Origin of the sequence: Luedemannella flava (assembly GCF_039528515.1) — a bacterium.
Taxonomy (GTDB): domain Bacteria; phylum Actinomycetota; class Actinomycetes; order Mycobacteriales; family Micromonosporaceae; genus Luedemannella; species Luedemannella flava.
Genome location: NZ_BAAALT010000140.1, coordinates 1 through 7,590, shown reverse-complemented (window position 1 = coordinate 7,590; position 7,590 = coordinate 1). Strand labels below are relative to the sequence as shown.

6 protein-coding genes are annotated in these 7,590 nt (G+C 71.9%); 4 read left to right on the top strand and 2 right to left on the bottom strand.

The genetic code is table 11. The annotated features are described in order from the left end of the window. The coding region (locus tag ABD211_RS21055) for an ABC transporter permease (protein ID WP_344134548.1) at positions 1-952 on the top strand (952 nt) is incomplete at its 5' end. A 31-nt stretch (positions 953-983) separates the two neighbouring features. Here ABD211_RS21055 and ABD211_RS21050 read toward each other — a convergent pair. Next, positions 984-1,835, bottom strand: a complete 852-nt coding sequence (locus ABD211_RS21050; RefSeq protein WP_344134545.1) for an SGNH/GDSL hydrolase family protein — start codon at positions 1,833-1,835, stop codon at positions 984-986. A gap of 296 nt (positions 1,836-2,131) precedes the next feature. Here ABD211_RS21050 and ABD211_RS21045 point away from each other — a divergent pair, with 296 nt between their 5' ends. The 3 genes from ABD211_RS21045 to ABD211_RS21035 all read left to right on the top strand — a co-directional run bounded on the left by ABD211_RS21045 (position 2,132) and on the right by ABD211_RS21035 (position 7,018). After that, positions 2,132-5,332, top strand: a complete 3,201-nt coding sequence (locus ABD211_RS21045; protein WP_344134542.1) for a putative bifunctional diguanylate cyclase/phosphodiesterase — start codon at positions 2,132-2,134, stop codon at positions 5,330-5,332. Between the two features lie 30 nt (positions 5,333-5,362). Further along, positions 5,363-6,619, top strand: coding sequence for an aminotransferase class I/II-fold pyridoxal phosphate-dependent enzyme (locus tag ABD211_RS21040; protein WP_344134539.1), 1,257 nt, complete (start codon positions 5,363-5,365; stop codon positions 6,617-6,619). A gap of 195 nt (positions 6,620-6,814) precedes the next feature. Beyond that, positions 6,815-7,018, top strand: a complete 204-nt coding sequence (locus ABD211_RS21035; RefSeq protein ID WP_344134536.1) for a cold-shock protein — start codon at positions 6,815-6,817, stop codon at positions 7,016-7,018. A 60-nt stretch (positions 7,019-7,078) separates the two neighbouring features. On the opposite strand, the gene ABD211_RS21030 is transcribed toward ABD211_RS21035, so the two are convergent. Further along, positions 7,079-7,590, bottom strand: a 512-nt coding sequence (locus tag ABD211_RS21030) for an FHA domain-containing protein (RefSeq protein WP_344134533.1), incomplete at its 5' end; no start/stop codon positions are given.

Genomic DNA, 7,590 nt, shown 5'->3' with positions numbered 1-7,590 from the left:
CGCCGCGCCACCCACGGCCGCGATCCCGGCGTATCCGGTGCCCGTTCCGCCGGCCGCGACGCCGCAGGCCACGCACCCGGGCGGCGCGTCGCTGGGCTCGCTGCCGCTGCGGTCGCGCGCGCGGCACCCGTCGGCGCCCATCCGGCAGTACCTGACCCTGTGCCTGCGCATGCTGTCGGTGATCATCTCCGACCGGGGCTACGCGCTGTTCCTGCTCGGCCTGCCACTCGCGCTCGCGCTGCTCACCCACGCGGTCCCGGGGGAGTTCGGCCTGGCGGCGCCGCCGCCGACGGTCCGGGTCAGCCTGGAGGCGCAACGGCTGCTCGTCGTGCTCGTGGTGGGCGCCGCGTTCCTGGGCATCGCCGTGTCGATCCGCGAGATCGTCAACGAGGGGTCGATCTACCGCCGCGAGCGCGCGGCGGGCCTGCTCCCCGGGGCGTACCTGGCCTCGAAGCTGACCGTCCTCGGGCTGATCAACATCATCCAGGTGATCCTGTTCGTGTACCTGTCGGTGCTGGGTCGCGGCGGTCCGAGCCAGTCGCTCGTGCTGCACCCGCCGATGGTCGAGATCACCGTGGTGGTGGCGCTCGTGGCCATTACGTCGACGGTCCTGGGCCTGTTCGTCAGCGCCCTGGTCCGCACGTCGGAGCAGACCACGCCGATCCTCGTGGTGACCGTCATGGCGCAGCTGGTCCTGTCGGGCGGCCTGTTCGAGCTGCAGGGGGAGAAGGTCCTGCAGATCATCTCGACGATCGCGCCGACCCGGTGGGGCTTCGCCGCCGGCGCGTCCACCGTCGACATGCAGAAGCTCGTGCCGTTCCTCAAGGACGCACTGTGGGACCCGACCCCGGGCGCCTGGTGGCGCTCAGTGCTGGTGCTGCTCGGTCAGATCGCGATCCTCGTGATCGCGGCCCGCATCGCGCTGCGCCGCCTGGAGCCCGGCCGTCAGTGACCGCTCGCCTGGTGAGGGCCGGATCGGGCCCTCACCAGGTGAAGCTGCGTGGCCAGGACGCGTCGGCCATGGCGTTGAGCCCTTCGGCGTTCGGGTGGAAGAAGTCGAACGCCGTGAGCATGTTGAGCCCGAACTTCACGCGGTGCACCGCCCCGCCGTCCCACCGGCAGTGCTTGCCGTACGCGCGACAGGCCGCCGCCAGCTCCCGGTTGTACGCCTCGACGCGGGCCTTGAACGCCGCGCGCCGGTCCTTCGCCGCCTTCGACGTGGATGTCGGGGCGGCGAGCAGCGACGGGCAGGTCCGGTCGCCCCACACCTCGAAGACCAGCCGGCGCTCGTGGCCGAGCTGCCAGACCCGGTGGATGTCGGGGATACTGACCACGAGCACCCGCGCCCGGGGCAGGTCCCGCTTGAGGACCCGCAGGGCGGTGTCGACCTGCGACCGGAACGTCGTCACGGGGGTCATGTCGGCGATGGTGGGGCGGCAGGCGTCGTTCGCGCCGATCTGCACCGTCACGTACTCCGGCTCGACCTCGACCGCCAGCGCGGCCTGCCCGGCGAGGTCGGCGGCGCGGGCCTTGGGCTGGGCGAACGTGTACGAACGGCCGCGGATGTCCGGGTTGGCGGCGAGCAGGCGCCGGTAGTGGCTGTCGACCTGCGAGCCGATGCCAGTCGACCACGAGTTGCGTTCGCACGAGGCCGGCACGATGCAGGAGCCGTAGCCCGTACTCAGGGAGTCTCCGAGCGCGGCCATCGATGAGGGTAGGTCGCCTGATGGCCTGGCGGGCGGCTCGCCCGCGCCGCCCGCGGTCTGTCGCGGCCGGCAGCCGGCGGTGAGCAGGGTCGCCATCACGAGGGCGAGCGCGATCCAGCGTCGGGACATGCGAGCCTCCGTCACATGCCGGTCGGGCCGCCGCGCGCGCGACGGTGCAGTCACTGTACGTCGGGCAATCCCCCTATGGGGTGACCCACGTGCGGGTCATCGACCGTCCGGCGGCGTCAACCGGCTGTACTCATTGCGATCAATCGGCAAAATGCACCCGGCACATCGGTGCTGGCAGGTCAGCACGGTAAGCTCATGTGTCCTTCGTGGACTGTCGGGTTTCGACACCGGAGCGGGGTGCCCGTGGGCTGCGGTGTGCTGCATGATGGCGACGACGGCGGCTGGGAGGGGAGTCCGTGCGGGAGCGCGTGCTGCTGGGCCTCTACGGGACCTGGATAACGGCCCTCAGCATCCTCTTCTATGTCCGCCCCGACCAGGGCCCGGTTATCTGGGGCGCCATCGGGGTGTCGAGCGCGGCCGCCATCGTCGTCGGGGCCCTGCGCAACCGCCCCCGCCGCCGGGCCCCCTGGCTGCTGCTCGCCGCCGCGATGTTCACCTTCGTGGTGGGCGACACGATCTACAACATCCGCACCGACCTGCTGGGCGTCGCCGACCCGACGCCGGGCGTGCAGGACCTGTTCTACCTCGCCATGTACCCACTGATCTTCGTCGGGCTGGTGAGCCTCACCCGGGCCGGCATGAGCCGTCCCGACCGCGCCGGCGTGCTCGACGCGCTCATCGTGACGGTCGGCCTCGCCATGTTCTTCTGGATCTTCCGGATCCAGCCGTACGTGACGCGCATCCCCGAGGAGCCGCTGGAGAGCGTCATCTCCATCGGGTACCCGGTCGGCGACATCCTGGTGCTCGCCTCCGTCGTCCGGATGATCACGACCGTCCGCCGGTCGCTCGCCCCCGTGCTGCTCACGGTCGGCACGCTGGGCCTGCTCGTCGCCGACGTGTTCTACGGCATCTCCGAACTGGAGGACACCTGGGAGGTCGGCGGTCCGGTCGACCTGGGGTGGATCCTGCTCTACGCCACCTGGGGCGCGGCGGCCCTGCTGCCCTCGATGGCGCAGCTGACCGAGCCCCGCATCGTGGTGCAGAACGACATCAGCTGGGTGCGGCTCGGGCTCATCGGCCTGTCCTCGCTCGCCGCGCCGGTGGTGCTGCTCATCGAGGCGTTCACGAACTCCGCCCGCCCGGGCACCGCGCCGCACGCCGCCGTCATCGGCATCTTCAGCATCGCGCTGTTCCTGCTCGTGATCGGCCGGCTCGGCGGCGTCGTGGCGATGCACCGGCAGGCGCTGGCCCGCGAGCGGGCGCTGCGCCAGGCGGGCGCGGCGCTCGTCGCCACGACCGACGCGGACGGCGTGACCGGGGCGGTCAAGAAGGCGGTCGCCAACCTGCTGCCGCCCGGCACGAACCACCGCGTGCTGGTGCGGGGGCCGGCCGCGCCCCGCGACGAGGAGACGTCGCGCCTCAGCACTCCCGAGGCGCCGTGGCTCGCCCCGATCGAGGTGCCACGCAACGCGATCGAGGCCCCGCACCCCGCCGGGGCACAGGCGCAACCGCGCGCGGGCGGGTGGACGCGGGACCTGCTGCCGGCGCCGCCGGCCACGGGGCGCGGGGTCACCGCGGTCTACCGCCGGGGTCTGGACCCCCCGGTCGCGATCCATCTGGGGTACTTCGACGTCGCGCTGCAGTGCCCGCTCGTGCTCGATGACCGCCCCGCCGGCGACCCACGGGTCGTCGGCATGCTCTACGTCGCGGCCGACGAGTCGGCGCTGGCGCACCTGCCGCGCTCCATCGAGGTGCTCGCCTCGCAGGCGGCCCTGGCGCTGGAGCGGATCGCGCTCACGGCCGAGATCCACAGCCGCAACAGCGAGGAGTACTTCCGCACGCTCGTGCAGAACATGGCCGACGTCATCCTGATCTCCAACGAGAACGGCGTGGTCCGCTACGCGAGCCCGTCGGCGGCCAGCATCTTCGGCACCGTCCAGCTGACCGGCGCGTTCCTCGACGAGCTGGTCAACCCCGACGACAAGAGTCGCGTCCGGCGCGCGCTGCAGCTCATCCGGATGGGCGCCGAGCGCAGCGATACCGACGACTGGCAGGTGCTGCACACCGACGGCAGCCAGCTGCTGGTGGAGGCGTCGGCGCGCAACCTCACCGCCGACCCGACCGTGCGCGGGGTCGTGTTCACCCTGCGCAACGTCACGGACCGGCGGCTGCTCGAGCGGGAGCTCATGCACCGGGCGTTCCACGACTCGCTCACCAGCCTGGCCAACCGGGTCCTCTTCTCCGACCGGGTGCACCAGGCCGTGAGCCGGGCCAACGGCGCCCATGGCCACCTGGCCGTGGTCGGCGTGCTCTTCATCGACCTGGACGACTTCAAGGTCGTCAACGACACGCTCGGTCACGAGGTCGGCGACCGGCTGCTCATCGCGGTGGGCCGCCGGTTGCAGCTGCAGTTGCGCCCGCACGACACGGTGGCGCGCCTGGGCGGTGACGAGTTCGCCGTGCTCATCGCCGACGGCGTCGACGTGCCCGAGGTGGAGTACGTGGCCGAGCGCCTGTCCGCCGCGCTGCGCCAGCCGTTCCAGCTCGGCGGCGACCACGTCAACGTCAGCGCGTCCGTGGGCATCGCCACGACCACGGAGGCGGCCACCGCCGAGGATCTGCTGCGCCAGGCCGACCTCGCGCTGTACGTGGCGAAGGGGGCCGGCAAGGGCCAGTGGCGGCGCTACCAGGCCGACCTGCACCTGGCCGTCCTCAACCGGTTGGAGCTGCGCGCGGCGCTGGACCAGGCGGTCGTCGACGGCGACTTCACCCTGCGCTACCAGCCGATCGTGGACCTGGAGACAGGCGCCCCGGCCGGGTTCGAGGCCCTGATCCGGTGGACCCACCGCAGCCGCGGGCTCATCCCGCCCGGCGACTTCATCGAGGTCGCCGAGGAGAGCGGGCTCATCGTGCCGATCGGCACCTGGGTCATGCACCACGCGATGGCCCAGGCCGCCCAGTGGCACCGGGACTGGCCGGCCGGCACGCCGCCGTACGTGAGCGTCAACGTCTCCGTGCGGCAGGTCCGCAACGCGGGCTTCGCCGAGCAGGTGCACCGCGGCCTGGCGGCGTCGGGCCTGCCGCCGCGCGCGCTCGTCCTGGAGATCACCGAGAGCCTGCTGCTGCGCGACGACGAGCAGGTGTGGAAGGACCTCGCGGCCCTACGGGAGATCGGCGTACGGGTGGCCATCGACGACTTCGGTACGGGGTACTCGTCGCTGAGCTACCTGCGCCACGTCCCGGCCGACGTACTCAAGATCGACCGTTCCTTCATCGACACGATGTCCACGTCCGAACAGCAGCGCGCCCTCGTCGACGGCATCGTCCGACTGGCGCACACCCTCGGGCTCCAGGTGGTCGCCGAGGGCGTGGAGCACTCCGCGGACCGCCTCCTCCTGCAGGCGATGGGTTGCCGGCTCGGGCAGGGCTACCTGTTCTCCGAGCCGCTGAGCTTCCCGGACGCCGTGGCCTGGCTGCGCGAGCAGGGCCAGGCCTGAGTTCCATCCCTGAGAAGCGAGGAGTCTCGCGTGCCACATCTTCCCCCCACCCTCGCACCCGCCGTCCGCCAGGCGCCCACCTGGACCGAACTGGAGCGGCTGCGCACCACCAGCCCCATGTACGACGCCGTGATCGACGAGATCGACGGTCGCCGCATCCGCGTCGGCGACGACTGGCTGATCGACTACGCCTCCTGCAACTACCTCGGCCTGGACCTGGACGAGGAGGTGATGGCCGCCATCCCGGGCGAGGTGCGCCGCTGGGGCACCCACCCGAGCTGGTCGCGCCTGCTGGGCAACCCCGCCCTGTACCCGCGCATCGAGGAGCGCACGGCGGAGCTCCTGGGCGCACCGGACGTGCTCGTGCTGCCCACGATCACGCACATCCACCTGTCGGTGATCCCGGTGCTGGCCGGCCGGGGCACGATCATGCTGGAGTCGCAGGCCCACAAGACCATCTACGACGGCACCGTGATGGCCCGGTCGCAGGGCGCGGTCACGCACCGGTTCCGCACCGGCGACCTGGACCAGTTGGCCGACCTGCTGCGCGCCGCTCCGACCGACGCGCCCCGGCTGGTCTGCGTGGACGGCGTCAACAGCATGACCGGCAACCTGCCGGACCTGCGCCGGATGGCCGAGCTGTGCCGGTCCACGGGCGCCCTGCTCTACGTCGACGACGCGCACGGCTTCGGCGTGGTGGGGGAGCGCTGCCCCACCGAGTCCTCGCCGTACGGGCGGCGGGGCAACGCCATCGTGGCGCACCTGGGGGAGAGCTACGACGGGATCGTGCTCGTCGGCGGCTTCTCCAAGGCGTACTCCTCGCTGTTGGCGTTCCTGGCGCTGCCGACAGGGCTCAAGAACCACCTCAAGGTCGCCGCGGCCCCCTACCTGTACTCGGGTCCGTCCCCGGTCGCGTCGCTCGCCACGGTGCTGGCCGGGCTGGACGTCAACGAGCGCCGCGGCGACACCCTCCGGGCCCACCTGCACGCCCTCACCGAGCGGGTCCTGGCCCACCTGCGGACGCTGCGGGTGTACACCCCGAACCGCACCGGGACGCCGATCATCGAGCTGCCGCTGGCCCCGGGCGCCGATCTCGCGGTGACATCGCGCATACTGTGGCGACGCGGCATCTACGTGACCCTGGCCGCGTATCCGTTGGTCCCGCTCGATCAGGTAGGCATTCGGGTGCAGCTCACGGCGGCGCACACGGTCGCGCAGGTCGATCACCTGAACAAGGTGATCTCGGAGCTGGTCGCGGAGGGCCAGCTGCGGGTCGCTACGGAATGACCCCCGTCACGTATGCGGCGGAGCGGCTTCGTGTAGAGTTCAGCTGGTTTTTTCGTATGTGGTTTTCCTCCCGCATCCGGCGGGACGGCTGTATCGCCTCCTTCTTGGAAGGCGGAGCCGCTGTTCGAAAACGACCAGCGGTCGCGTATATGCGCGATCATCCCGATTCCAGCCACCTTATGAAGGAGTTTTCAGATGGCTCAGGGAACCGTGAAGTGGTTCAACCCCGACAAGGGTTTCGGCTTCATCACCGTTGACGGCGGCGGCGCCGACGTCTTCGTCCACTTCACCGCCATCCAGACCAACGGCTTCCGCACGCTGGAGGAGAACCAGCGCGTGGAGTTCAGCATCACCCAGGGCCCGAAGGGCCCGCAGGCGGAGTCCGTCCGCCCGCTCTGACCGGAGCGCGGAAGCGCCCCGCTCCCGAGCCTCGGGAGCGGGGCGCTTCGCTGTGCGGGTTCAGCCCGCCGTGGGCGGCCGGAACACCATCGTCGGGGCATCCGCCAGCACCGACGAGGCCGGTGGCGCCTCGGTGGTCGGCGCCAGGTCCGCGGGGAAGATCTCCGCGCCCGGGTGCAGGCGCACGGCGTCCAAGGGCCCCAGGGGGTACGGGCGACCGCGCTCGAGGCGCACCTGCTCGGGCGCGGCGTCGCGCCCGGTGCGGGTGAGCACGGTGGTGCCGTTGGTGCTGTTGTCGGTCGCGGTCACGGTGCCGTCGGCGCCCATCTCGAGGACCGCGTGGGCGCGGCTGATCTCGCGGGCGGCGTCCCCGGACAGCCACGGGCCGAGCTCGACGCCCTCGGGGGAGTCGGGGGCCCGCCCGACCGGGACGGGCTGGCCGGCCCGGACGACGAACCGGGCCCGGACGGTGCCGTCCACGACCGCGACCATGACACGGGCCGGCGGTCGGGGGCCGAGCCCGGCCAGCGGCACGTCGTGGCGCGGGCAGCTGGGCACGCCCGCGCGCAGCC

Coding starts and splice junctions, on each gene's coding strand:
- ABD211_RS21050 (WP_344134545.1), bottom strand. CDS start 1,835: ATGTCCCGACGCTGGATCGCGCTCGCCCTCGTGATGGCGACCCTGCTC.
- ABD211_RS21035 (WP_344134536.1), top strand. CDS start 6,815: ATGGCTCAGGGAACCGTGAAGTGGTTCAACCCCGACAAGGGTTTCGGC.